The sequence below is a fragment of the Oleiharenicola lentus genome (genome assembly GCF_051660365.1).
In the GTDB taxonomy this organism is placed as follows: domain Bacteria; phylum Verrucomicrobiota; class Verrucomicrobiia; order Opitutales; family Opitutaceae; genus Lacunisphaera; species Lacunisphaera lenta_A.
Genome location: NZ_JBOZXB010000001.1, coordinates 3,358,248 through 3,383,561, shown reverse-complemented (window position 1 = coordinate 3,383,561; position 25,314 = coordinate 3,358,248). Strand labels below are relative to the sequence as shown.

Genomic DNA, 25,314 nt, shown 5'->3' with positions numbered 1-25,314 from the left:
GCCACCTCTCGCTACCATACCAACGCCACGCCGGCAGCTAAGGTGCGCGGTCGGCCCGGCGCGAAAATTCGCAGTTCTTCATCCTCGTCCACCGTGCGGGCATCGCCAATCGGCTTCGCCATGGAAACGTAATTGCGATCCGTGAGATTACGCATCTCCACAAACACGCGGAGGCCGTTCGGCCCGCGATACTCCGCGTGCAAGCCGACGAGGCTGTAGGCATCGACTTTCAACGTGTTTGCGTGGTCGCCGAAATAGTCGCCGAAACTCCGCTGCAGCGACGCACCCACGGAAACGCCACTTGCGTGACTCCACCTCAGATCCGCCTCGTAATTATGCACCGGCAACCCGCCGATGCGATTGCGTCCGTAAACCGGATCTCCGTCGAAACGAAAATCCCCGAGCGTGTATTCCTGCCTCAACGTCAATCGGGAGCTCCGCACATTTTCCGAACCTGGCGCGAGCAGTTCGATCTCTAGGCCAACTTCCACGCCTTGATGCAGCGTGCGGGGTGCGTTCACGGTGCCGATGTCGCGCCCGGCGGCGTCATTAAGTTCGAGTAGCTCGTCGCGACCTTCCCCACGATACAAAGCGACATCCCACTCGAAGCGTCCCTGTTGACCGCGATGGCCGGCCTCGATCGTCCATGCGCGTTGCGCGTTTAGCGGCGTGTAAACAACGCTGCCGTTCGTGCCTTCTTCAAATGGATTTAAGTCGTCGAACGATGGCGGTTGGAAACTGCGCACAACATTCGCGAATAACTGCGCGTCATCGGAGGTCTTGTGCACCAGTCCGAATCGCGGATTCAAGCTACGGAAGCGCTGGCGATCGGATGCGTCACCCTCGTTGTCCGTGAAGTAACGGTCTTCGAATTTCCGGTCGACGTGGACGAATTGCGCGCCGGCCACGAGCGTGGTGCGCGACGTGACCGCGACGCTGGCCTCGGCAAACACTGGAAAATTTAATCCACGGGTCACACCTGATGCCGTGCGACGTGTGCGGTCTATCACACCGTCGTCATTGCGAAAATTTTCGCTGCGTTCGACCTCATGCGCCGGTGCCAATCCAAACGTGAACGTCGCTGGCGAATCAAGCACCGTGCCCCGCTGCTCAATCGAGAGCGATACACCGAAGTTATCGGAGTCCGCATCCGTCACGCCGAGCCGGTAATCGCGCTCATAACGATCATACAACATGAACTTGCGGTAGTGATAAAACCCGCCGATTTCCAAGCGCTGCCCGTCGGTGACGCGTGTGTATTTGTCGGCGACGCGAAACGACCGGGTAAAGACGCGTAAGTTACCTTCAAGTGCTTCTTCATCGGCTTGCTCGGGATCGTCCGACAATTCATCGAGCGTGAGGTCGCCGGGAATCTCGCGTTCCCATTGGCTCAATCCCCAATACACGCGATTCTCCGAATGCGTTCCAAGGCGATAACCGAAATTCCCTGAAAAAATCTCTGCATGCTCCGCGCTGTGCTCACGAAACCCATCGGTCTCGCGCGCTGCGATCGCAATAAATACATCGGCGTCACCTCGCGCGAATCCTGCACTCGCATGCGCGCGCAGAAACCCAAAACGCCCCGCCTCGGTTTCGATTTTCCCGCCCGAATGATCGCGCCCCGTCATCGAAACGAGATTGATCGCACCGCCCAACACATAACCGCCATACCGCAGCGCGCTCGCCCCCCGAAACACTTCCGCCGCCGACACACTCGCCAGATCGATTTCCTCAAGATTCGCCTCACCGTCGCCTTGGTTGTAAACGAGTCCGTCGAGCAACACCTGCACTCCCAGCGCTTCGTCGCTTTGAATCCCCGAACCTCGCATGGAGATTTTCGATGCATCCGCCGCATTATCCGAAGTTAAAGCGACCCCGGGTGACAGTCGCAGCCAGTCTTCGAAACGTCCGTCCCGCCCCGCGCCCAACTCTTCGCGACCAATCACCGTCACCGCACCGGGAACTTGACTCGCCTGAGCGCGCAACGTCGCCAGCGTGCGCAACGTCTCCGGCGCTGAGGTGGTCGCCGTCACGGTTACGTTCTGCAATCTTACGATTTCAGTTTCGGAATTCTTCGTCTGTGCAAGGGCTGGAACCAGCACGACAAAACTGAAAAAGAAGCGAAGTAACGGAAGCGTTTTCATGGAGTTTACCAATTGAGGTTAAGACTGGCGCGCAGCCACTGTCCGGCATCACGCGTGACGAGGCCGTCGACTGAACGACTGGTTTCAACGGTAGCGTCGAAAATATTTTCCACCGCGAGTGCAACGTCGGCATGCCGACCAATCCGGCGCGACACGCGCGCATCCATCGTCGTGACGCCAGCGAGCGGCAGGAGATTTTCATCGTCTTCGAATTGCACGCTGACGCGTCGCAGTTGCGCGATCACGGCCACTCCGCACGGCAGTCGCGCATTCGCGCCGACACAAAGTGTGTGCCGCGGCACTTGCGCCAAGCGCCGTCCCACCAGCGCCGGCTGCGCAGAAGCGTTCGCCACGCGCGCATCGTTCAACAAATGATCCAAGCTCACGGAGAGATCAGGGCCCCACTTCCAATCCGCAGAAACCTCCACGCCACGCACTTCGATCCGATTAAGATTTTGCCGCTGACGACTGATGGTGGTTGGTGTGCGCGACAACGTGACGTTACCCACCGCGTCGTTCAATTCGCTCGCAAATCCACCGAGTTCCACCGTGAGCGCGCCGATTTTAAATTCCGCCGCAGCTTCGATACCCGTGAGTGTTTCCAGCACGAGTTCCGGATTCGCCTCGGTGCTGACATTGCCCGCGCGGAATGGTCGAAAATATTCATTAAGCGTCGGCTGCCGAAACGCGCGATACGCCGCGCCACGCACCTTTGCTCGTTTGCTCGGCTGCCACACGACGCCGACGCCCGGGCTAAATTGAAGCCCAGTGCGCGCGCCGTAGCGGTCGTCGCGCACGAGCGCGCCAGATGCGATCTCAGCCTCGCGCCGATGACCGCCACGATTTTGCCAGTGATCGACGCGCGCATCGATCGAGCCACGTAAAGCCGAACCGAACTCGCGGTCGTGGTGCGCGAAAATCCCGCCAACCATCTGTTCGCCGCCCGCAAATCGCTGCCGGGTAAAACGATCCACCGCATACGAGAATTCTTCGCGCGTCTCGCCCCGCACCGCCCTGAAATCTCCGCCAGCAGTCGTGCGACTGGTTTCAGTGCGATGCACCCACGTGAATCCCGCGCCGGCGGCGGTCGACGGAACGGCAAACTGGTTGTTCGCCGGTGTTTCTGCCGTGCGGGTGGCGTTGACCGACGTGAAGTAACTCGCGAGTTCGCCGCTCTGCGCATACGCGACGGCTTGCCAGGCGGAATCAGGTTGCGGCTCGCCGTCGACGGTGAGCGTGGCAAATGTTTCCCGGGTGCGGTTGCGTTGTAGCGGCGTGCCGTTGCCGCGATCTTCGGAGAACCAACGTGCCGTAAACTTGGCTGTTACCGTGTCAGTGATCGCCCGCCGCCAGTCGAGTTGAGCCCAGCGATGCTTTGAATCCAACGGTCGATCGATGGCCCCGCGGTCGGTGATCGCAAGCGTGTAGGGCCCGTCAGTAGAAAACTCTCGCGCGCTGATCCGCAGCGATTCGCCTTGGCGCAGCGTAGGCGTCGCCACGCTAATCTCTGCTTGCTGCGTGGAAAATTCGCCTAGTTCAACGACTGCGCGACGTTCACGATCGGCCACCGTCGGCGCAGAATTCAGGGCAATTGTCCCGCCGAGCGCGCCGTTGCCCCACGCGCCCGAACCGCCACCGCGCATGATTTCGACGCTCTCAAGCGAGAGGCGCGGTAATTTGCTCCACGTCACCCAGCCGCCGAACGGATCATTGAGCGGCACGCCATCGAGCAACACGAGCGATCGGCTCGCGCCGCTCGGGCCGATGCCGCGCAGTGAAACGCCCTGCGCGGTCGGATGCGCGAGCGCGCTGCTGGTTCGTCTGAACAAACCAAACGCAGCATCGGCACGCAGCACTTGATCCAGCGCCAGGCCGGGCGCAGCGGCCAGTTCCTGTGCGGTGAACCGCGTAATTTTCACTGGAGAATTTTCCGGCTCCGACGCTCCACGCGTTGCCGTGACGACAAACGGCGCGAGCTTCTCGGTCGTCTCGGCGCGGCTCTCGCAAGCCAACCCAGCAATCATCGCCACGACCGTGCAAGTCATGGCGAATGGGGAAAACGCGCGCCTGGGATTGCCAGACGCGCGGTTAAACCCGGATCGATCAATCACGGGGCAATACGGATGTAATCGATGACGAGATCGTAGTCCGTGCTCGTGGCGTTCTTGCCCGAGACGGTGAAGCGGAACGCTTTGTCACCGGCCGAACCAAACACCACAGCACCAATCGAAACCTCGGTGTAGGTTGCCGAAGCAGAATACAAATCCTGCGGCGAACCTTTGTCGAAGTAAGTGCCGCCGGTGCTCGAAGCGGTCGCGAGTTGGAAGATGCCCTCGGTGGAAGATTTCTTCACGCCGATGAAGACATTGAACGTGCCTGCCGCCACGCTCGGAACCGTGAACGTGATGAAATCAGTCGCTGCATTCGCCGCGAATGATTTGCCCTGTCCGCCACTGAGTCCGCCTTCGGAAATGTTGCTCGAAGTGTCGCTAGCGCTGATGGCAGCTACCGTCAGCGACTCGGCTTGATACGTCGTGCCGCCACCGGCACTGATCGTGTAAACACCCGTCGTCACGCTGCTGTCCGTCATGCCGCTCTTGTAAGCGATGGCTTTGAGCGTCGTGGTCGCGGCGATGCTCACCGCAGCAGAATACACCGTGCCAGAAGATGAAGTCGGATCGACGCCGTTGGTCGTGTAACGGATCGTCGAACCGCTCGTCGCGCTGGAGATCGTGACTGATTGCGTCGTGCTGTAAGTGCCGGCAGCAGGACTGAACGTCGGCGCGGCGACCGTGCCTCCGCCGCCACCGGAACCGGTGAGTTCGATCGAATCAATCGCGATCCCAAAGCCAGAACTCGCGGCGTTTTTGCCAGTGATTGTGAAACGGAAGATGTGATTGCCCGACGCGGCGAAGGTCGCGTTGCCGCAGTCCGCGAGTTGATTGTAGAGTTGAGCGGCGTTGTATTCGTCCTGCGCAGAACCGATGTTCGTGTAGGTGCCGCCCACCGTAGTCGCAGTCGCGAGTTGGAAGATACCGCGATTCGCGCCGCTCTTGTAGCGAATCTTCACGTTGTAGGTGCCGGCGGCAGGAACATTGACAGTCAGCGAAACGTAATCGGCTGCAGCAGTGGCGTCGTAGAACGCAATCGATCCGCCGCTCGCGCTGCCATCAGCGACCGTGCGCCACACATCCCCCGAGCTCGCCGCGACGGAAAGCGATTCACCTTCGATCACCGTCACGGAGCCGATGATGTAGTTAGCGGTGCTCACCGTGCTGTCCGTCATCGCGCTCTTGTAGGCGATGGCTTTGAGCGTGGTGCTCGCGGAGACGCTCACCGGAGCAGAATAAACGGTGCCCGTGGTCGAAGTCGGATCGACGCCGTTGGTCGTGTAACGAATCGTCGCGGCGCTCGTCGCTGTGGAAATTGTCACTGATTGCGTCGTGGCATACGTGCCGGCGGCCGGACTGAACGTCGGCGCGGCGACTTGGTTGGTGTTTTTCAAACCATAGACGACCAGTTCACCGGTGCCACTGGTCGCGGTGCCGAACGTGGCGTGATACACTTTGCCATTCGCGACGGTGGGATAATTATATTTCGCGAGATAATTAGAATCGTTCGACGGGGTGGCGGTGATCTCGGAGTTCCAGAGTTCTGCGAGCGTCTCGGCATTGAAAACGCGCAGCGCGCCGGGACGGGTTTGGTTGTTCGCGTTGCCGTCGATATTGGAATTACTCCAAAGCAAACCGGTGCCCGCGGTGCTGCCGTTTGACGAAACAGTCATCATGTTGCCCGGCATGCCGGTGCCGGTGGAGGGGCTGCGCATCGTCGTCGTCATGAAGGCAGGAGTTTGGAACACTCCGCTGACGAGTTTGTAAGCGCGGCCGAAATCACTCTCGCCCCAGATGTAGATCAACGGGCCGTGCGTCGGGCTGTTCCAGTAAACCGGCCCGCCGTGGATGTGATCGGTGGCCGAGCCGTTTTGCACGATGGCCTTGAAACGTTGCACCGCGTTTGGGTCGCCCGCGCCACCGATGAAGCCGAGATTGGTGCGATTGAGCAGCCAGAGTTCGCCCGTTTTGCCACCGCCCGTGATCAGGTTGGTGCCAGGAATCAACAACGGGCCGGCCGCGCCGAGATCTTCGTCCGCCGTGTTCATCGCGGCGTAATCGTTGGGCGTAAACGTATCGGTGGTCGGATTCGCGATGGAGAGCGCCCCATTCACATCCGGCGTGAGCTTCACAAAACTCTCAGCGAAGGTGGTCGTGCCGTTGCGATTGCCGTTGCCGGTCATCACGTAAACATTGCCGCTGGCATCCGCCGCCGGGCCGGTGCCGGCCTGCCAGATACCGCCTTGCTGGCCGGGCGTAAGATTCGTGACGGACGCCTGCACGAGGTCGGTCTTACGATAACCGAGCAACCATGCTTGATAGGAATTATTGTAAGGCCGGTCGCAGTGCGAAGCGAAGGCCACGTAGACGACGTTGTTTGCCAGCAGCAACGCCGGACGATTCTGCTGCCAGCGTGATTGGAACGTGTTGCCGCCCTGCGTCGCGGCGATGACGGTGCTGTTGAGCGTATTGCCGGTCGCGAGATCGAGCGAGTAGATCGTGTGCTGCGTGTTGGGCAGTGTGTTGGTGGACTTGGCGACGACGTAAAGTTTTTTGGTCACCGGATCGACCACCGGTGTGCCGACGATGCCGCACTTGGCCGACATATCGGTGCACGCTCCGCCGAGATTGAGATCGGTCACCGTGGGCGCGGTGCCGAGGCTGCGCATCCACACTTGTGCACCGGTGTCGGCGTTGAACGCATAGACGCTGTTGTTCACCGTGGTCACGAAGACGAGATTCGGTCCGCTGCCCATCGTGGCGCTCGAAACATAGAGCGGCTGGCCGTAGATCTGATCGTCGACAGCGGAGCGGAACAGCACACCGAAAGTGGTGGCGTTGACGTTCGACGTCGTGAGGACGGTTTCGCTGAGGTTCTGGCTGGTGCGGGCGTTATCGTAACGCTGCGTGGTGACGTTGACCTGCGCGGGGGCAGTGGAAACAGCCGCGGCAATCAACAGCACGGCGAGAGAACGGAATAAGGTTTTCATGATCGAGCCGGGGGGTGGGTTAAACCAAATGCCACGCGAATCCTTATCAGAGCTTCGGACGCGATGGAGGGGAGCCGCACCGTTCAGAAATTGCGCCGGCGAAACAATTCACTGCCTGCGCTTACTGATGAATGCCACGAGGCGCGGCGGCGCTGTTTTATGCTTACTGATTAACGCGCCTGAAAAATTCTTCCGCTATTCTTGTGAACGAATAGCCCTGACGTTGTTTCCGAGCGCTTTCATTCTCCAAGTGAAGTCTCACCCCCAGCCACACGCTCGCGTGCCCTACTCCCTTCTCTCCGCATGAAGTCTTCCGCTTTTTATCTATCGTTGCTGCTCGTGTCTTCGCTGGCTTTGCCGGCCGCCTATGTCGAACAGGTGGATCCTTTTCTCGGCACCGCCGCTGAGGGCAACGTCTATCCCGGCGCGACGCTGCCGTTTGGCTTTATCCAAGTCAGTCCCGACACCGGCCCCGGTAGCATGGCCGGCGGCTATAAATTCGACCGCAACATCGTCGCGTTTTCCCAGCAGCATATCTCCGGCATGGGTGGGCCGATCCTCGGAGAAATTTCTGTGTTCCCCGCGACGGGAGAAATTCGCGATCCCGCGAACATCGCTTCCACGGGAAAATCCGCCGAGGCAGCCACGCCGGGTTACTACACTGTCACGCTCGCGCCTTGGAACGTGAAAATTGAACTCACCGCGACCTCGCACATGGCACTGCATCGCCACACGTTTCCGGCGCGTTCGCCCGCACGCGTGCTGGTGGATGTTGGCCACTGCCTCTACGGCCAGCAAAGTGACAAGCCGCGCAATTGGGGCTCCGCCTATCCGACCGGCGGCGAAGTGCGCATCGACCGCGACAAGCAGGAAGTTTCCGGCTATATGGTTTATCAAGCGGGTCGCAGCACGACGAAGCCGTGGAAAGTGTATTTCGTCGCGCGCTTCGATACGCCATTTGCCTCGGCCGGCACTTGGAACGACGACGGGCTCATCACTGCAGCGCGCGCTACCACCGCCGGCAAGGAAATCGGCGCGTGCCTTGATTTCGACACCACTTCAAAGCAGGTCGTCCAAACCAAAATCGCCGTCTCGTGGCGCAGCCTCGACCAGGCCCGCGGTTACCTCGACGCACAATCTGGCTGGGATTTCGACGCCGTGAAAAAGCAGGCCCGCGATACGTGGGAGCAGACGCTCTCCGCCATCAAAGTAGAAGGCGGCACCACCGAGGAGCGCACGAAATTCTACACCGCTCTCTATCGCGCGCACCTCACGCCGAATAACTGGACGAACGAATCTCCCGACCGCTACGGCAGCCTCACCTACTACGAAAACCTGCTCTGCCTGTGGGACACGTTCCGCACGGTGAATCCGCTCTTCACGCTCATCCAACCCAAGATCAACGCGGACATCGTCAATTCGATCATCAACTACCACCGCATCGACGGCTGGACGGGCGACGCCCACAGCGCGCATCAATACGAGCACGTGCAAAACGGCTCGCACGCCGACACCATCATCGCCGACGCCTACGTCAAAGAGCTGCCCGGCATCGACTGGAGTGCCGCCTACGCCGCGATTCGCAAAAATGCGTTCGAAGATCCGAATCCTACGATCAACGAACGTCCCGTGATCGGCCGTTTTCGTCTCAACGATTACCTGCAACACCAATATCTTCCCACTGACGTTTCTGATCACAAAGACGTCCAAGCCGTCTCGCGCACGCTCGAATACGTGCACAACGACTTCAGCGTTTACACGCTCGCCAAGGAGCACGGTTCACCCGGCGATATCAAAGCGCTCGAGGATCGCATCACGTGGTATCGCCACCTCTGGGACGCCAACAGCGGCTTCATGCGCGGAAAAAAATCGAACGGCGACTGGCTCACCCCATTCGATCCGCTGCAACTCGAGACGGGCCGCCAATATTACGAAGGCCACGCGTGGACGTGGAGTTGGTATGTGCCGCACGACCCGCAGGGACTGATCAATCTCATGGGCGGCGACGAAGCGTTCATTAAAAAACTCACCATCGCCTGCGAAAATTATTATGAGGCGTTCAACGAGCCGTGCATGCTCGAAACGTATCTGTTCATCCACGGCGGCCGCCCCGATCTCACCCAGCGCTTTGTGCGCGAAGCCCAGCGTCACTTTACGACCAGCCATGACGGCCTGCCGGGCAACGACGACAGCGGCACGACTTCCGCTTGGCTGGTCTGGACGATGCTCGGCATCTACCCCAACGCCGGCCAGGATTACTATTACGTCGGCAGCCCCGTGTTTTCCAAAGCCACTATCCGTCTCGGCAACGGCAAAGAAATCATCCTCAACGCCCCCGCAACCTCCGCCGACGCCCGCTACATCGCGTCCGCAAAACTCAACGGCCGGCCGCTCGGCTCCGCGTGGTTCCGCCACGGCGCGATCAAGGATGGCGCCACGTTTGATTTCACCATGACCACAACACCGACCAACTGGGGCCGCACCTCACGTCCGCCGAGTTGGAGCGCACCGGACGCAAAATAAAAAACGGACGGCAGTAAGCCGTCCGTCGGGTTGTCTTCATTTTTCGGAATGGCCGCGATTACTTCTTCGCCGTCTCCGTGATCGGCTTGTGGGTTTTTAACCACTCCTGCCCTTCCTTGTTCGTGAAGAAATCGAGCCAAATATAATAGAGCTTCTTCCCGATGGCGACTTCCGCACCGTGCATTGAGCCAAGCGGAATGTGCAGCACGGAGAATTCGGGAAAGTCTACGCGGGCTTCATCGGCCGTCACAGCGGAATCATTGCCGCGTAACCCGACGAAATACTGCTCCAGCATCGGGTGTTTGTGACGCAACACCCGATCGGGGCCGACCGTCTCAACCGTGCCCGCGGCCATGCGCGGCACGATGTCCTGCGGCAACAACGTGCGGCTGACGGTTTTCGCGCTCTTGATGGCTTCGCCATACGGCACGCATTCCCGAAATGTTTTCACGTAAGCTTCTTTTTGAAACTGCGTGAACTTGGGAACTTCCGCACGATCCTCGTCGTTGAGCGGTTTGCGAATTCGCAGAGCGCGCACCGTTTCGCCTGCGGCGACTTCGATTTCGCATTTTTCGCCCAGCGGCGCGCGCGCGATCGTTTCTTCGGCGAAAGGAAAATCTTTTCCTTGAATTCTCACTACTCCGCGTCCGTCCAGCAGGAACCACACCACATTTTCGTCCGCTCTTGCCGGCTCGCTGAAACGCGCGGGGCCTTTGATTTCCACGTGCTCCGTGACCACGCCCGGCACCTCGTCGACGAGCACGCTGCGCACGGTGACGCCCTGTTTTTTTGCCGGCGTCAGCGTCTCGATTTTAATCGGGCCTTCCGCCCGGCCGGCGAGGGCCAAGATCAGCGCCAGCAATCCAGTGCTCAACAGTTTGGTAGAGGTAGTTTTCATAAAATTGGGTAACGCATTCCCGAAAATTTCACGGCGTAAATTTCACGCCCAACACCAGAACCAGCACGGTGACCGCACCGCAAATTACGGTAACGATCTTCGCACCTCGTGCGTTGCGACGATAAACATCATCCTGCACGAGCGCAGCCTCGCGTTCGGCCGAGGAGGCAAGTTGCCACGCCCGCACGGAGAGAAAGAGTTTCAACGCCGCATTCGCGACGAGGAACGTCATCGGCATCCAGGTCACTTTTCCGCTTTGCATCTCGCCGAGCGCTTTTGCGTCGATGAGCAAGATCGCGAGAATGTTGAGCATCGCATACACGGAGGCGCGCCCGGCGATTAACTGCACCCGGCGCGCGCCGGTATCAAGCCGCGTGGGATCGTCGGGAGTGATTGTCGGCGTGCCGTCGGCTTTGTTCGCCGCCTCACCTTCGCCAGATGCGAGCGGAAACGGTGCTTTCCAGGCGACCCACATCGAAGGCACCGAGGCCACCATCACCACGAGGAAGAATGTCGAGAACCCCAACCACTCCGCCAGCGGCCCGGAAACCATCGTCGTCGGCGCGAGCACCAGGTTCATCAGCGCCGTCGCAAACGCGTAATGCGTCATCGTGCGGCGACCCGGCGCGAATTGCTGCATCATGTAAACCATGTTGCCGATGAATCCGAAACCGTAGCCGAATTTCTCGATGCTCACCAACGTCGCGATGGTCGCGTAGTCGAGTCCGTGACCTCCGGCAGCGCGCTGGCTGAGATAAACAAAGGTCAGATGCGGGATATTCAGGCAAAGCCCGAGTAGCGGCAGCGCCCGCTTCAGTCCGATTTTTCCGAGAAACATCCCGCCTAAAATCCCGCCCGCGATGGACGCCAGCGTGCCCCACACAGCATCGATACTCGCCACCTGTCCGGCCGTCAGGCCGAGCCCGCCGCTCTCCACGCTCGATTGCAGAAAAAGTTTTCCCTCCACCAGCAGCAGCCCTTCGCCGAGCCGGTAAAGAAATACGAACGCAATCATCCCCCAAAACGCGCGCTTGTGAAAGATCGTCACCGCCGATCCGACGAAGTCGTCAAACACTTGCCGCGCATTCTTCGGCCGCTGCACCACGGGTCCCATCGGCAGGATGAACACATGATAAACTGCAAACCCCGCCATCGTGACACCTGCCGTGATCCACACCGCCATCCACATCGTTTGCGTCGACCAGCCGTTGGCCGTGGAAACTACTTCCATGCCGCTGATCAACACGCCGGTCGCGAGCACGCGGCCCAAGTTCCAAAACATTCCTTGGATGCCCGCGAGATTCCCCTGCGCTTTTTCACTGAGCGCGGTCAGGTAAAGTCCATCGCCACAAATGTCCTGCGTCGCCGACGCAAACGCCGCGACCCACAGCAACGCGATGCACACCCGAAAATAACCCGGCAACGGCAGCGCCATCGCCACGCCTACAAACAACGCAGCGATCAAAAACTCCATCGCCAGCACGAAGAATTTTTTCGTGCGAAACATGTCGAGAAACGCCGCCCACAAGGGCTTTAACGACCACGCGACGATCACGCTACCGAGCGCCACCGTGTTCTGCGCGTCGCTCACGCCGAGCGATTTGAACATCGTCGACGCGGTGCCGTTGATGACATTGAACGGAATGCCCATCGCCAGATAAAGCGTCGGAACCCACAACCAGGGGTTAAGCGACTTCGAGACAAAACGAGCAGCCGACGCACTCATGGAGATTTTTTCACCGCGGCCGCGTTCACCAGAAACGTCGTCACGGTGTAAGGTTTCAGCTCAGTAGAAAATCTCCCTCCGCTGGCCCGGATTTTTTCCAACTGAATCACATCGCGATTATCGGGACTTTTTTGCCAGACGGAAATTTCAGCCTCACCCACCCCGGCTAAGGTGAACTCGACGTGGGCGACATCGTCAGGGCTGCTGTTGATCGCGACGATATTGCGTGGCTCATCCGAGGCGACGACGTGCAACAAACCCGTGCTCGAAGTCGTGGTCACCGACACGACCTCGCGGCCGAATCCGCGAAACAAACTCTCGCCGGTGAACATTCCGATGCCGTGATACGCCGGCTGCGGATCATTTACTGCGCCCGAATACGTCGCGCCTTTCGCGGTGGGATTCGCCACCTCACACACGAGGCCGAGCGCACCGTTTTTATCCGCATAAAATCGCTCGATCATCCCCGATTTGACCATGTGACTGAGCGCGAGCGCGGCCCAGACCGAAGCGAAGGGTTGCAACTGGCGTGGGTCGGAACGCCAGCTGAGATTCCATTCGCCAAGTTCGATCTGCATTTTTCCGCCAACGTCCTGCCCCCAAAGTCCAATCAAATAACGCCGCAAATCCGCCGGCTCGTCGGCGTATTTCTTTTTCGTGATCGCGAGCAAATCCGCATCGGTAATTGGATTTGTGCCGGTGCCGTAGGAGTGAAAATCAACGAAGTCTGGCGTCAGGCCCTCGGCGTGAACGCGACGCAGGAACGTCTTCAGCATGCCGTCTTCAGCCGAATTATACGAAGCGGTCGCCGGCCCGCCAATCGCGATGGTGGGATCGACCGCCTTCATCGCTTTGAACATCGCAATAAATCCCTGCGTGTAAGCGTCGAGGCCGATGCCGTGCTTCGCGTGATCCGGCTCGTTGCCGATCACCCAACGCTCGATGCGCGTGGCCGGCGTTGCATTGAGTTGGCGAACGATATTCGCCGCGTCAGCTGCCCAGGTTTCCACACTATCTGCGGGATTCATCTGCAAACGCACGGCGGGCACCGCGCCCGAGGCGCGAATCGCCGCGAGCCAATCCTCGCCGGATATCGACGCATCGGCGCCGCCCGCGAGGCACACGAGGCCGCTGGTCGGGTCGCCGGCTTTGCGATAACCAAGATTGATGCGCATCATCGCGATTTTGAGTTTCGCGAGTTGTGCCTGTTGCTGCGGCTGGCGCGGAAGTTGGGTGCCATCAGCGCCGTAGCCGCTCGCGCACACACTGAAAGTCAGCGGGCTGAGCACCGTTTCGACTTTATCGAAATCGATCGCGACGGTCGCAGTGCCGGCGAAACCGGTCAGGCTTAGCGCGGCGCTGAGACTCAGACCGGCCAGCCAGCGTGAACATTTGGGACGGGAAAAACACGCGATCATCGGGGTGAAGATTTTGGGGTGCGGGAAATCAGCTAGGCCGGAGTGTTTAATCCGGCAAAAATTCTCCGTTGGAACGGATACATTCGGAATACCAACGCGCCGAGTCTTTTAGTGTCCGTTTCTGCGTGGCGAAATCCACATGCACGAGGCCGAAGCGAAAACGGTAGCCCTCGGCCCACTCGAAGTTATCCATCAACGACCACGCGAAATACCCTTTCACGTTCACCCCGTTTGCCATCGCGCGCCGCAGCGCCGCGAGGTAGCGAGAGAAGAAATCCACGCGGGACGAATCGTGAATCTCGCCATCGGCAAATACCCAGTCGTGCGTGGCCGTGCCGTTTTCCGTGATGACGATCGGCAGGCCGTAACGCTCGTGCACAAAAGTCGGCCCCCACTGCAACGCCGCGGGGTGGAAAGGCCAGTGATTGTGCAAATGCGGACTGCCGGCGGATGGTTTCAAGACTTCGATTTTTCCGTCGGCACTGCGGCGGCAACTGTAGCCGTGATAAATATTCAACCCGAGAAAATCCAGCGGCTGATGCATCGTGCGCAGATCGGCTTCGGTGAACCGCGGCACTGCCGAGCCGTAAGCTTGCAGACCTTGCTCCGGATAATGTCCGCGCAGCACCGGATCGAGCCACCAGGCCATATTCCACACGCTCGTCGGCGGCACCTGCCAGTAGGTTTCCCGCGCCGCCTGGATGTCGGCCTCCGTTTCTGTGGCCGGCGTCGGCACTTCACCGGTGGGCGCCCAGCCAACGAGTGGCGGCGATTTGGCGCGGCTGCGGATCACTTGCACCGCGAGACCATGGGCGAGCAAAACATTTTGCGTCGCGAGCAACGCTTGATCCAACGGCAGCTTGTCGCCCGGCGCGTGAATGCCGGTTTGGTGGCCGAGCCCCATGAAGCACTGCGGCTCGTTCAGCGTCATCCAATGACGGACCCGATCCGATAATTTATCCACAACCGCGTGCGTGTAATCGGCAAACCACTGCGGGCTGTCGGGATGCAGCCAGCCACCTTCGCGATACAAAGGCAGCGGATAGTCCCAATGGAAAAGCGTGAGCCACGGCTCGACTTTTGCCTCCAGCAATTGATCCACGAGCCGATCATAGAAAGCCAGACCCGCGGCATTCGCCGGGCCACGCCCCGTCGGCATTACGCGCGGCCACGCTACGGAAAACCGGTAGGCGCGCAACCCCAGGTCGCGCATCAACTGCACGTCTTCAGCGGAGCGCGTGTAATGTTCGCACGCCACCGCGCCGGTGTCGCCGTTGTGCACGCGGCCGGGCGTGGCGCAAAATTCATCCCAGACGGACGCGCCGCGGCCATCGGCGTGGGGAAATCCTTCGATTTGGTAAGACGACGTGGCAGCACCCCACGTGAAGTCCTTGGGAAAAGTCATTAAAGAAAACAGGGTAGAAAACCGCCTTCATGGTCGGTCACGCGCCCATGTGGCAGAATTCCGCGGACTCCGTCAAAGCCCCGCTGACCTGTTCTTGTTCTTGCTGATGAATGCGGAGTTCGTGGGCCGCGCCGGCACATCGCTGCCGTCGACCCACGCACCTTCGATCAAAGTATTATTGTGCGGAGTGCCGAGCCCGCGCTGGTTGGTGCGCATCAGAATCGCGAGTTGCTCCACCGCACGCTCGCCGACGACGGCGTGATTCTGACGCATGCCCGCGTTCGAGCCGCGATCAGGGTTCAAGTCGAGCGACGCCACCACGATATCGCGCGGAACTTGCCGGCCCATCAGGCGAAACGCCTCCGGGACTTCGGCCCAATTGCTCGCGACAACTTCGAGATCATTCGACTTGGCCCAGCGCGCCAGCAGCGGCGCAATCTCCTCGGTGCTCGCTCCCGCTGGCAATAGCAACGGCGGCAGGTGCATCACATCGGGATGCAATTCCACTTCGACGAAATAGCCGGCGGTATAAGCGTTGCGCAGATAAGTTTCTTCACGCTCACCGATGGCGAGGCCGATCCGGCGATAACCCAGATCGTAAAGATGCCGCACCGCTTCCCGCGTGATCTCCATCTGGTAACTGGAAATCAGGTGGAGAGAATTATCCAGTTGCTGCGATTCGATCCGCACCACGCTGAACTCATCCCAATCCATCTTGAACTTAATCATCTTGTCACCGAACGCGGCGATGATCGCCCCGCCGATGCCGCGCGCTTTTAACACCCGCTGAATTCGCTGCCCGGCACCGGGCGCGTTGTGGCCGATATAAAACACTTCGAGATGATACCCCACCCGCTCCGCCTGCCGGCGCGCTCCTTCTAAAAACAATCGATGCGGATGAGAGGTCTCCATCTCCTCGCGGTCGCGAAAGTTCAGGAGAAAGGCCATCGTGGTCGGCGACTTTACCGGACGCCGTCCCGTGCGATAATAATTTAACGCTGCGAGCATCGGATCCGGACGGTAGCCGAGTCGATCGGCGACCGCCTGAATCTCGAGCCGGGTTTTCTCAGGCAACCGCGGATCATTGCGCAACGCCAGCGATACGGTGGTCTGATGCACGCCGGCCGCGCGCGCGACTTCCTGCATGGTGACTCGGGGTAGAAACACGCGGAGGGCTTTGGCGCGCGAATGATTCATCAGCAAGAATAAAAGGTGATTTGTCTCGTGCGGCGCGATGAAGTGGAACACCTGTGTCGCTCAAAAACCCTCGAGCCGACATCACCCCGTGCGACTCTCGCAGTCGTGCCCACCCCCAACCGGCCCCAATGAAACTGCTGCTCTCCTTGCGTCTTCACTCGCGCTCGCCTCTCCGTGCCACGCTGGCAACGTCGGCGTCGCTTTTCACCCTCTCCCTTCAGGCCCAAGTCGCGGCCAATCCTGTTAAGAACGACAACGAAACCGTCGTGCTCTCGCCATTCGTCGTCACCTCCGAAGGCGACACCGGTTACACCGCCGCCAATTCGCTGATGGGTGGGCGCATCAACACCGCGCTCAAAGACACGCCCGCTTCCGTTTCGGTGATTACGCGCCAGTTCCTCGACGATATCGCCGCCACCAGTCCCGCCGACGTCGTTGAATGGACTGTCAACGTCGCGCCAAATTACGTCGGGGCCACGTCGAGCTTCAGCACTTATCAATACAACATCCGCAACCTCGGCACGAGTTCCGCCACGCGCAACTACGTCCTGTGGTATGGGCAGAGCGACGACTTCAACGTCGATCGCTACGAATTTGTGCGTGGTCCCAACGGCATGATCTACGGCGATTCTAACATCGGCGGCGTCCCCAACAACTGGACGAAGCGGGCGCGCTTCGGCAAGACCGGCACCGTCGTGAGGGGCAGCGCTGACACCTTCGGCAGTCTGCGCGCCACGTTTGATCACAACCTCGTGCTCAACGAAAAACTCGCCGTGCGCATCAACGCCGTGCACGACGAAAAAGCCTACTGGCATGACGCTCCTTCTAAGAATTTCGACGGCATCGCGCTGGCGACGACCTATCGCCTTACGAAAAAAGACGAGATCCGTGCCGACGGTGAATTCGCGTATTACACTTACCCATTTTTCTCCAATTTCTACGTCGACCAAGGTTCCTACTGGAACGGCACCACGTCTTACAACGGCGTGACCGCCCCGACTACGCACAGCGCGGCCAATCCGACCGGCGTCGTCGCCAATCCCGCATCGTTTGTCTATCTCCCGGGCGCAGCAAACGGCGGTCTTAATCAAATGGGATCGTATTACCGCTCTTCCGGCACCGGTCTCGCGATCAATCCCGACGGACGTCCCGAACTCCCGAACTTCCCCTCGCTGCCGAGCCGTGAGTTCGACCTTAATCCTTCCAACGCGCTCTCGCGGCTGCACCAGTATTTCTACAACTTCGCCTGGACGCATCGCTTCAGCGACCACCTCACGAGCGAAGTCGCCTACGCGCGCACCGCCGTCTCGCGTTACAACGGCCCGTCCACCGCCGGTAATCGTTACAACGAATACCGCATCGACGTGAACACCGTGCTACCCGGAGGCGCGCCCAATCCCAACTACGGCAAAGCGTATCAGGATCGCGAAGTCGCCAAGCAATACACCGGCAACGACGTAACGCAGCTGCACGGCCTCATCAACTGGAGCCTGAATCCGAGTTGGGTGAAACAAAATTTCGTGGGCATGGTTGGCACGCGCCTCGATCGTTTTGACAACGAACAAGTCCGACTCACGCGCACGAATCCTCCCTCGACGGTGAGCCAGTTGCTCAATAACGCCGCGAACATCGTCCTCGTGCGCCGTTACTGGGATCAAGCCGGCCTCGCCATCGGCGAGAATCCCGTGCCTGAGATTGCCGGCACCACCCTCGAATACGTGCCACAAACCGCCCAATATCAGCGCAAGGCGGTGGATTTTTTCCAAATCGCCTCGGTCAGCAAATTTTTCAAAGACCGCCTCTCGCTCATGGGCGGCTACCGCATCGACCAGGTAATCGACTCCCAGCAACAGACCACCGGCATCCCCGTTGACGCGCGAGGCCTGCCGCAAATTGGCGCCGTCATCGTGACGCCGGAAAGCCCCGTCGTCCCACGTCCCGTGATCGGCGCGAAAATCCACACCAACCGCAAAGCCGCGAGCAAGAACGCCGGGGCTGTTTTCTGGCTCAAACCTTGGCTTGGATTTGTTGCCAACTACGGAGAATCCATCGCATCGAATACCGCCGGCGCGGCGAAACTCGATGGCTCGATTCCGGGAATTACCCGCAACGAGGGCATTGATATCGGTCTGCGCAGCGAATTTTTCTCAGGCCGTTTGTCGGGCTCCGTGAGTTATTACAAGAATGAGCAACATGGTAACCTTCTCGGCTCCGCCAACGTGACCGAGATCAATCGGCTTTGGGACAACATCGGCCGGCTTGACGTGCCCGATGTGGACTACCGCGACACCCAAGACCGCAAAGGCGACGGCTGGGAATTCGAGTTCGTGGGCAATCCCACGGCCAACTGGCGCATGAGCCTTAACTTTGCCCTGCCCGACAGCACTATTCTCAACATCCGCCCGGGCCTCCGTGAATACTACAATACCAATCTGCCCGCATGGCAGGCTGGCGCCAACGATCTTACCAATCCTCAGCGGGCCCAAATCCAAACGGACATCAACGCAATCGCCAGCACGCTCAACGGCCTCACGCCTGGCACACCCGTCAACGACACCTACAAATACACCGCGAACTTTTATTCGACGTATTCGTTCCGCAACGGATTCCTGAAAAACTTCGAAGCCGGCGCAGGTGCCAACTTCCGCGGAAAAAATAAAATCGGCGCAGCGTTCGACGACCCCTACCGGTTCCTCTACTCGCCCGCTTACACTCTCGTGAGCGCACACGTCAGCTATCGCCACAAATTCAGCAAGAAGCTCACCGCGCGATTCCAGATCAACGTGAAGAACCTGCTCGATGACGACACCCTCGTGCTCTCCAGCCAGGACGGCAACGGCTACAACACTTATCGCGTCGGTGGCTTCACCACCAATCCGCAGGTGCAGGTAACCGATCGCTTTCGCCAGCAGGATCCACGTCAGTTCATCTTTTCCACCACGTTCGAATTTTGAGTTTTGGGGTAACCTAAGCGTGCGTAGCGGCACTCAATTGGGTGCCGCTACTTGTGAGAAAGCCGTCGGGTGAAATTCACTCGGCGGCTTTTTTTCGCACGCAAAACTCCGGCGTAACTGAATTCGCAGCGCTAAAGTTTAATTGGCAAGGAAGGGATTAAAGCGGCGTTCGGTTGCCGCATCGGTAAAGGGGCCGTGACCGGGCGCGATCAAGGTATCGGCGGCGAGCAAATTAAGGATGCGGCGGGAGTGTGTCAGTTGTCGCTGACAGCAAAAGTAGCCGCCGCCGAGCGAGCCTGCAAAAATCAGATCCCCCGAGATGAGCAGTGCGGTTGCATCGGGACGTCTGGCGTCGCGCACCAGATAGCAATTATGCTCTGCGGCATGGCCCGGCGTGTTGTAAGCAGTGATTCGTAAGCCGCCGATTTCGACCGTATCGCCTTCACCCAAACCGCGGCATTGCGGCCAACGTCCATTGGGTGGGCCGTAAAAGTTTCCGAGTTCGGTCTCGCGCAACACAACTTCGAGGCCGCCGATATGCTCCGCTTCGTAATGCGTGATAAACACTGCATCGAGGCGCTGGATTTTCGCCGGCCACGCACGATGAAGTTCGGAGTGGCTCGCCCCAGTATCGAAGAGCACCGCGGAATCGCCGCCGGTGCTCACGACGTAGGCATTTGCCACACCTACGCCGAATGGCATGCGCAGCGGATGCACGTTGAAAGGTAAGCCGCACAAGTTCGGCAACGGGTAACGGTTTTGCGCCAGCGCGTTCAGGCCGACCTCGTTCAAATCAAGGGCAGTCGCGAGACGGCTGATTTCCGCCTGGGTTAAATCCGGACGGTAATCGAGTGCATCTTTGATTTTCGCGAAATCGACTCCGCTGCGTCTTGCCAGTGCCTCAAGCGTGAGCGTAGCGTGCCGGGCGGCTTTTTCCAAAACATCCCCCAATTCATCTTCGAGGGCAGGATGCGGGGAAGGAGATGGCATACGGAAATTATGATTTCCATTTCGCCGGCGTTTTCCACAGCGTTTTTCGCATGGATGCCGTTCAACAAGAGGTCACCGACATTTTCGTGCGCACAAAAGCGCTGCTGCAAGGACACTTCGTCCTGCGCTCCGGGCTACACAGCGGGCACTTTTTTCAATGCGCCCAAGTCTGTCAAAATATGCCGGCAGTCGAGCGCCTTGGCGAGTTGCTGAAACAGAAGCTGGGCTCGCTCGACTACGACACGGTGCTCGCACCCGCAATGGGTGGACTCGTAATCGGCCAGGAAGTCGCGCGCCAGGGCAAGAGCCGGTTCATTTTCGCGGAAAAGGAAAACAACGTCCTCGTGATGCGGCGCGGCTTTACGTTCAAGCCGGGCGAAAAAGTGCTGATCGTCGAAGACGTTATCACCCGTGGCGGACGCGTGCAGGAATGTCTTGAGATCGTGAAAAAACTGGGTGGCACGACGGTCGCGGTGGCGGTGCTCGTGGATCGCAGCACGGGCTTGGCGAAATTCGAGGTGCCGACTTATTCGCTTCTTGAGATGAGTTACCCGACCTACCCTGCCGATCAAGTGCCAGAAGAGATGGCTAAAATCCCTGCGACGAAGCCGGGCAGTTAACCTCACGGCGACGTTTGCTTAGATTCAAAAAAAGGCGCACCATTTACGGTGCGCCTTTTTATTTGAGATTCGACCGAACGTTAACGCACCGTGAACGGCACGTAACGATAGGCTCCGCGGTAATATACCAAGGCGACATTGCGGCCGTCGCGGAGCGCTTTCTTGGCCGAGGCCACATCAGTCATCGGCACACGATTGAGCTGCTCGATCACAGCGCCTTGCGGGAAGACTTGGCTGTAGGGAGAATTGTCCGCGATGTCAGTGATCACCAACCCATCGACGCGATCATCGATCCGCATTTCTTTGCGAAGTTGGTCGTTGAGCGGGGACACCGACACTCCAGTGATCAACTCCCCGAGCGCGCCAGCATCATCGAGTTTGCCGAGGGTGATTTCTTTGGTCTGCGATTTGCCGTCGCGGATAAAGTTCACGCTGACTTTTGTATTCGGCGGAGTTTGCGCGATGACCAAACGAAGATCTTCCACGGAGGAAACGGATTTATCGTTGATGCTCGTGATGATGTCGTCGCGTTTCAGACCGGCCTTGGCGGCGGGGCCATCGGCGGGATTCAGTTCCGTGATGATCACACCTTTTTGGTTCGGCTTGAGGCCAAAAGACTCGGCAACTTCCGACGTCAGGACGTCGGTCGAAACCCCCAAATAGCCGCGTGAAACCAGCCCTGTTTCGATCAGGCTGTGCATGATCGTGCTCGCGAGATTGATCGGGATGGCGAAACCAATGCCGATGTTACCTTGCGACGTGGAAAGAATCGCAGAATTGATTCCAACCAGACGCCCGCGGGCATCGATGAGCGCGCCGCCGGAGTTACCTTGATTGATGGCTGCGTCCGTTTGAATGAAGTCTTCGTAGCCATCCGCATCAAGAATACCGATGTTACGACGACTGGTGGCCGACACGATGCCCATGGTCACAGTCTGACCGACGCCGAGCGGATTGCCGATGGCGAACACCACGTCGCCGATGCGGAGCTTTGAGCTGTCGGCCAGCGTGGCGGCCGGAAGATTTTCGGCTTCGATTTTGATGACCGCGACATCGGTTTTCGGATCGGTGCCGATTACTTTTGCGGTGAACTCGCGTTCATCGTTCAGCAAAACTTTCAGTTCGTCCGCGCCTTCCACGACGTGGTTGTTGGTAATGATGTAGCCGTTCGAGGCGACGATGACGCCTGAACCCAGTCCTTTCTGCGCACGCTGTTGGTCGGGAATGTTGCCGAGAAACGGGCGAATATATTCCGGCACGCGCTGGCGCACCATTTTTTGTGAGTGCACGGAAACGACGGCATTGCGGATGCTTTCCAAGGAGTCGGCGTAACTGAGCACGACGGCGGACTTCGCATCGCTCACTGGCGAGCTGTCGACCTTCACTTCGGGTTTCTTTACAGGTTTATCCGCAGGTTTTTTCTCCGCGGCGAAGAGCCCGGCGGCGAAGCCGAGCAACGAGACACTCAATACGGCAAACAACGTAACCGACTTGGTTTTCATAGGGGAAATAGACGTTCGCAGACAATAGCCCGCGCGCGCTGTTCCGCAACCGAGTTAGAAGCCTTTAATCTTAAAAAGACTCGTGACGCTCTCGTTCGTGTTGATGCGGAGAATGGCTTCGCCGAGCAACGGCGCGATGCTGAGCACCGTGATTGGCAGACCGCGCGTGTCGATCGGCACGGAATTTGTAGTGATCAACTCGTCGATCAAGCCGCCTTTAAGGCGCTCGTAAGCAATCTCGTTGAGCACGCAATGGCTCACAGCCGCGCGAATGCTGCGGGCTCCGTGGTCTTTCAGGATTTTTGCAGCGGCCGTCAAGGTGCCGGCGGTTTCCGTGATGTCGTCCACCAGGAGGACGTCGCAGCCCTCGACTTCACCCACGACGTTGATGGCTTCGACGGTATTGGCGTTGACGCGCTTTTTCGCGACGAGGCCGAGCGAGGCGCCCAGAATATCCGCGTAGGCCGCCGCCATCTTCATGCCGCCGACGTCCGGAGAAAATACGACGAGTTTGTTAAACTTCTTGGTCGCCAAATATTGGAAGAAGACCGGCGAGGCAAAAAGGTGGTCCACCGGGATATTGAAGAATCCTTGGATTTGTTGACTGTGCAGATCCATCGCGAGCACGCGATTGGCGCCAGCGGCCGTAAGCAGATCGGCCACGAGTTTGGCCGTGATCGGCACGCGCGGCTGGTCTTTGCGATCCTGACGCGCGTAGCCGTAGAACGGGATGACTGCCGTGATCCGCGAAGTCGATGCGCGCTTGGCGGCATCGATCATGATCAGCAGCTCCATCAGGTGATGGTTGGTCGGCGGGCAGGTGGACTGGATGAAATAGGTGTCCGCGCCGCGGATGTTTTCATTGATCTTCACGAACGACTCGCCGTCGGGGAAACAAGTGACGGTCGCATCGCCCAAGGGGACGCCGATGGACTTGCAGATTTCCTCTGCGAGTGCGCGGTTGGATGAGCCTGAAAAAATCTTGAGCTTCGTGTCCGTCATTCCCCGCGTTGGTAATGCAGAAGCGGAAATGCGGGAAGCAGATTATTCCTACTTTTTCTCAAGCGCTTCCACGCGCTTGAACAAATCGGGCAGGCGCTGGTGTAAAATCTGCAACCGTCGCTCCAACATGTAGGGAATCGCCGGTGTGCCGTTCAGGTAGCTCTTGGGCGGCACATCGTAGGCGATGCCAGTCTGGCCACCGGCTTTGCTGCCTTTGCCTATCGTGATGTGACCGCCGACGCCGACCTGGCCACCGAGTATGACATAATCTTCGATCTTGGTGCTGCCGGAAATGCCGACCTGCGAGCAAAGAATGCAGTGTTTGCCGATCTCTACGTTGTGCGCGATCTGGACCAGATTATCGATTTTGGTGCCCTCGCCCACCACTGTCCGGCTGAAACGCGCGCGATCGAGCGTCGAGTTGGCGCCGATTTCGACGTCGGCTTCGATGACGACTGAACCGATCTGGGGAATTTTTTCGTGACGCCCTTGCACGAACTCGTAACCGAAACCATCCGAGCCGACGACGACGCCGGGTTGCAGCCGCACGCGGGCGCCGAGCGAGCACGTGGAGTTCACCACACAGCCCGCCATCAAAAAACAATCGTCACCGATAACTGCATCCGCGCCGATGAACACTGAAGCTTGCAGCACCGTGCCTGCACCAATGCGCGCACCTGCTTCGACAACGCATAATGGCCCAATGTGCGCGGTGGCATCGACGACGGCATCTTTGGCCACAACCGCGCTCGCATGAATCCCGGCGGCAGGCTTCGGCCAAAACGTCTGCTCGATGCGCGCACATACTTTCGCCAGGGCGACCGAGGGATTTTCGACGTAGATAAAAACCTGATCGCTCTTCGGTTGGCCGTCGTAGTCCAGCGGCACGAGCACGGCGCTGGCGTTGCTTTCGGGCACTTGCGACCGGTATTTGGTATTACCGAGAAACGAGAGATCGCCGGCGCGCGCGGTGGACAGCGAAGCGATGTCGCCGATTTTTTGAGTGGTGGAACCGGAAGAACGTCCGGCTCCGACAAATGTGGCAATTTCCTCTGGGTTGTAAGCGACCTGCATAGCGACAAAAAAGCCCTGTTCGGTGGAACAGGGCTTGGCAAGATTTCTTAGTTTTTCTTCGCCGGAGGCGTCGTGACGCCAGGGACGTTGAAACCGGTCGCAGGGGCCGGAGTCGTGGCAGCCGGCGTGGCCGCTTTGGCCGCAGGGGCCGCTGGCGTGGCGCTGGCAGCCGGGCGATCCTTGTTGGTTTCTTTCACGACTTCTTCGGTGATGTCGAAGGCCGGATCGGCATAGAGCACGCTCGGGATGCCGAACAGCGTCGGGCCGGATTTGTCGACAACGAGCGTCGCGCCTTTCTTCTTGGCGATATCGTTCACGACTTTGGTGATGTCTTCGAGGAGAAGATCGCGGTGGTTTTTGACGCGTTGTTGCAGCGTGCTCACGGTGTCGCTGCGGAATTTTTGCACGGCACCCTGCTTGCGCTGGATGTCTTCGATTTTCTTTTGGGCGTCGGCTTCGGCTTTGGAGCGCGCTTCGGCGGTGAGGACGGTGTTCTTGGATTGCTCGATGAGCTCCTTGTATTCGTCGACGAGGATCTGGCCTTGCTTGTTCATCTCTTCGACTTGTTCCTGAGCCTTTTGCTCGGCGTCGCGGAATTTGGCGTTGGCCTCTTCCGTCTTGTAGTGGCTGTCGTAGACTTTCGCCATATCGACAACGATGAGTTTAACCGCTGGCTGAGCCAGCAAAGTGGAACCTGCGCCGAGGGCGGCCAAGGTCAGGAGCGTGCGGATCATCTTATTCATAACGTTTGGATTGAGGG

General features: G+C 59.1%; 16 protein-coding genes. 3 read left to right on the top strand and 13 right to left on the bottom strand.

Going from position 1 to position 25,314, the window contains the following annotated elements:
- Positions 1-11: 11 nt before the first annotated feature.
- The 3 genes from ACRRQW_RS13225 to ACRRQW_RS13215 all read right to left on the bottom strand — a co-directional run bounded on the left by ACRRQW_RS13225 (position 12) and on the right by ACRRQW_RS13215 (position 7,245).
- On the bottom strand, positions 12-2,144 hold the full coding sequence (locus ACRRQW_RS13225; RefSeq protein ID WP_438481944.1) for a TonB-dependent receptor family protein: 2,133 nt from the start codon (positions 2,142-2,144) through the stop codon (positions 12-14).
- Positions 2,145-2,149: 5 nt separating this feature from the next.
- The gene (locus tag ACRRQW_RS13220) at positions 2,150-4,189 is read right to left on the bottom strand and encodes a TonB-dependent receptor (protein ID WP_438481943.1); all 2,040 of its coding nucleotides are present in this window, start codon (positions 4,187-4,189) and stop codon (positions 2,150-2,152) included.
- 62 nt (positions 4,190-4,251) lie between these two features.
- On the bottom strand, positions 4,252-7,245 hold the full coding sequence (locus ACRRQW_RS13215; protein WP_438481942.1) for a chitobiase/beta-hexosaminidase C-terminal domain-containing protein: 2,994 nt from the start codon (positions 7,243-7,245) through the stop codon (positions 4,252-4,254).
- A 303-nt stretch (positions 7,246-7,548) separates the two neighbouring features.
- On the opposite strand from ACRRQW_RS13215, the gene ACRRQW_RS13210 reads away from it, so the two are divergent.
- The gene (locus tag ACRRQW_RS13210) at positions 7,549-9,768 is read left to right on the top strand and encodes a GH92 family glycosyl hydrolase (RefSeq protein WP_438481941.1); all 2,220 of its coding nucleotides are present in this window, start codon (positions 7,549-7,551) and stop codon (positions 9,766-9,768) included.
- A 58-nt stretch (positions 9,769-9,826) separates the two neighbouring features.
- Here the strand turns inward: ACRRQW_RS13210 and ACRRQW_RS13205 are convergent, their stop codons facing one another.
- From ACRRQW_RS13205 to ACRRQW_RS13185, 5 genes are all read right to left on the bottom strand, one after another.
- Positions 9,827-10,666, bottom strand: coding sequence for a hypothetical protein (locus ACRRQW_RS13205; RefSeq protein WP_438481939.1), 840 nt, complete (start codon positions 10,664-10,666; stop codon positions 9,827-9,829).
- 28 nt (positions 10,667-10,694) lie between these two features.
- Positions 10,695-12,392 (bottom strand): hypothetical protein, encoded by a 1,698-nt coding sequence (locus ACRRQW_RS13200; RefSeq protein WP_438481938.1) that lies wholly within the window; start codon positions 12,390-12,392, stop codon positions 10,695-10,697.
- Positions 12,389-13,810: a hypothetical protein gene (locus tag ACRRQW_RS13195; RefSeq protein ID WP_438481937.1), complete on the bottom strand. Its 1,422-nt coding sequence runs from the start codon at positions 13,808-13,810 to the stop codon at positions 12,389-12,391. The genes ACRRQW_RS13200 and ACRRQW_RS13195 overlap by 4 nt, the downstream gene beginning before the upstream one ends.
- A 46-nt stretch (positions 13,811-13,856) precedes the next feature.
- On the bottom strand, positions 13,857-15,215 hold the full coding sequence (locus ACRRQW_RS13190; RefSeq protein WP_438481936.1) for a GH1 family beta-glucosidase: 1,359 nt from the start codon (positions 15,213-15,215) through the stop codon (positions 13,857-13,859).
- 72 nt (positions 15,216-15,287) lie between these two features.
- Entirely contained in the window at positions 15,288-16,412 is a 1,125-nt protein-coding gene (locus ACRRQW_RS13185; protein WP_438481935.1) for a LacI family DNA-binding transcriptional regulator, read from the bottom strand.
- A gap of 128 nt (positions 16,413-16,540) precedes the next feature.
- Between ACRRQW_RS13185 and ACRRQW_RS13180 the strand changes: the two genes are divergently transcribed.
- Positions 16,541-19,366 (top strand): TonB-dependent siderophore receptor, encoded by a 2,826-nt coding sequence (locus ACRRQW_RS13180; protein WP_438481934.1) that lies wholly within the window; start codon positions 16,541-16,543, stop codon positions 19,364-19,366.
- Between the two features lie 138 nt (positions 19,367-19,504).
- On the opposite strand, the gene ACRRQW_RS13175 is transcribed toward ACRRQW_RS13180, so the two are convergent.
- Positions 19,505-20,356, bottom strand: a complete 852-nt coding sequence (locus tag ACRRQW_RS13175; RefSeq protein WP_438481933.1) for an MBL fold metallo-hydrolase — start codon at positions 20,354-20,356, stop codon at positions 19,505-19,507.
- Between the two features lie 50 nt (positions 20,357-20,406).
- Between ACRRQW_RS13175 and pyrE the strand changes: the two genes are divergently transcribed.
- Positions 20,407-20,976 carry an orotate phosphoribosyltransferase gene (gene pyrE, locus ACRRQW_RS13170; RefSeq protein WP_438481931.1) on the top strand — a complete coding sequence of 190 codons (570 nt, stop codon included), beginning with the start codon at positions 20,407-20,409 and terminating at the stop codon, positions 20,974-20,976.
- Between the two features lie 80 nt (positions 20,977-21,056).
- On the opposite strand, the gene ACRRQW_RS13165 is transcribed toward pyrE, so the two are convergent.
- The 4 genes from ACRRQW_RS13165 to ACRRQW_RS13150 are packed head-to-tail and all read right to left on the bottom strand — an operon-like array spanning position 21,057 to position 25,297.
- Positions 21,057-22,478 (bottom strand): Do family serine endopeptidase, encoded by a 1,422-nt coding sequence (locus tag ACRRQW_RS13165; RefSeq protein ID WP_438481929.1) that lies wholly within the window; start codon positions 22,476-22,478, stop codon positions 21,057-21,059.
- Between the two features lie 54 nt (positions 22,479-22,532).
- The gene (locus tag ACRRQW_RS13160; RefSeq protein WP_438481928.1) at positions 22,533-23,480 is read right to left on the bottom strand and encodes a ribose-phosphate diphosphokinase; all 948 of its coding nucleotides are present in this window, start codon (positions 23,478-23,480) and stop codon (positions 22,533-22,535) included.
- Between the two features lie 48 nt (positions 23,481-23,528).
- Positions 23,529-24,554, bottom strand: a complete 1,026-nt coding sequence (gene lpxD, locus ACRRQW_RS13155) for a UDP-3-O-(3-hydroxymyristoyl)glucosamine N-acyltransferase (protein ID WP_438481927.1) — start codon at positions 24,552-24,554, stop codon at positions 23,529-23,531.
- A gap of 47 nt (positions 24,555-24,601) precedes the next feature.
- Positions 24,602-25,297 (bottom strand): OmpH family outer membrane protein, encoded by a 696-nt coding sequence (locus ACRRQW_RS13150; protein WP_438481926.1) that lies wholly within the window; start codon positions 25,295-25,297, stop codon positions 24,602-24,604.
- Between the last annotated feature and the right edge of the window lie 17 nt (positions 25,298-25,314).